The sequence below is a fragment of the Pseudoalteromonas sp. AOP7-A1-14 genome (assembly GCF_052376275.1).
GTDB lineage: Bacteria > Pseudomonadota > Gammaproteobacteria > Enterobacterales > Alteromonadaceae > Pseudoalteromonas.
The window spans coordinates 1-1758 of the sequence record NZ_JBQSVO010000221.1 but is presented as its reverse complement, the minus strand read 5'-3'; the positions used below and the strand labels follow the sequence as shown (position 1 = coordinate 1758).

Below are 1758 nucleotides of genomic sequence, written 5' to 3'. Positions count from 1 at the left end.
CGGTGTGCCCTTATAAGACACTAACAACCAATGCCCTGGTAATCCTTTATTTTGCTCGTGTATATATTTAGCTGCTTGCTGCTTTGGTTCTACAGGAATATCAGCAACATAATCGCCTTTTTTCCATTTTCCCCAATGCTTTTTGACCATCGCCATTGTCGCTTGTGGGTCTACATCACCAACAATGACTAACGACACATATTCAGGTTTATAAAACTTATCAAAGAACTCTTTACCGTACGCCATTTGATCAGGCATAGCTTCTATGTCTTCAAAAAAGCCCATTGTGGTATGTTTATAGGTATGTTTTTCAAACGCTTCATTACGCACCGCCGATAACAACTTACGTACTGGGCTGGCATTATTTTTCAGGTATTCACCTTTAACTGTTAACGCCTCAGTTCGGAACTGCTCTTCTGAATACGTTAAGTTTTGGAAAATATCAGCTTCAATTTCAAGTACTTTATCAAGGTGTTGCTTTGAAAAATTTAAATGGTAGTTTGTGTAATCGTTTGTTGTATAAGCGCGGTTATCAACACCTGAATTTTTTAATATGTCAGAATACACATCTTCAGGGTATTTTTCAGAGCCTTTAAACATCATGTGTTCAAAAAAGTGAGCAAAGCCGGTTTTACCCGCTTCTACTTCGTTACGTGAACCAACCGATACTGGAATTTGCAGTGACACAACATCGGGATAATCGGTTTTAACCACCATAACGCGTAAGCCGTTATCGAGCTCTTCAAGTAAATAGTCTTGTGAAAATACTTTATCATTTGCAGTATTCTCTGAGCCTTGTGTTATTTGTGCTTCTTTAACTGTCGTCGTGCTATTACTAACACAGCCACTTAGTGCCAGCGTTACCGCGAGGCTGGTCGCTAATAATTTAAATTTCATTGTTATCCCTTGTTAGTTGAATATTTTTATAGTTATGAATTTTTATATACATGTTGATTATGCAACAAAGTTAGATGAAATCAGAGCCCTGCGGGTATATTTAATGTAAATAGATATGTTAATTTTAAAGATACGCTCATACCAACATGAAATAAACTCATATTAATTGAGGAAGTTTCACTATAAAGCTCTATCTAGACGTCTAAATGGCTGTTATATTATCTGCATAGACATCTAATTGGCTGGAATGAGGATTATGGCTTTATCACTACAAGAGAAAATTGAAGACACCAATCAAGGCGTGTATTTAATTGGCACAACTCCCCCGAGAATTGGTACCGATAAAGCTCAGCTTGAGACTATAGCGCAAAAGCTATTGGGACGTTTGCATGAAATTGAATACGATGGCGTAATAGTTTACGACATTCAAGATGAAAGCAGCCGTACCGATCAAACTCGCCCATTCCCGTTTAAGAAAACGGTTGACCCGCGTGAATACAGCAATCTACTTCGTAACTTATCTCAGCTTGATGTGATCACCTACAAAAGTGTGGCACAACGCGGTGTTGCTCAATTTAAAGATTGGCTAAGTGAAACTAAAAAAGACTTCGATTTACAAAATGTTGTTTTAGTAGGTAGCCCATCATCGATAGGCGATATAAAGCTAAGCCTGCCCGATGCGTATAAAGCATTGGCTGAGCAATCAGATGATTTCTTTTTAGGTGGCGTTACGATTGCCGAGCGCCACTCAAGTAAACGAAATGAGCACGAACGCTTAATAGAGAAAACAGCACAAGGCTGCCAGTTTTTTATATCGCAAGCTGTTTACGACGCGCAAGCAACTATTGATTTAATTACTAG

1 protein-coding gene and 1 pseudogene are annotated in these 1758 nt (G+C 38.5%); one reads left to right on the top strand and one right to left on the bottom strand.

The annotated features are described in order from the left end of the window. The coding region (locus ACT3RM_RS17685) for a M16 family metallopeptidase (protein ID WP_444511490.1) at nt 1–897 on the bottom strand (897 nt) is incomplete at its 3' end. A 256-nt stretch (nt 898–1153) separates the two neighbouring features. On the opposite strand from ACT3RM_RS17685, the pseudogene ACT3RM_RS17680 reads away from it, so the two are divergent. Further along, nucleotides 1154–1758: pseudogene (locus ACT3RM_RS17680) on the top strand (hypothetical protein); the annotation flags it as partial.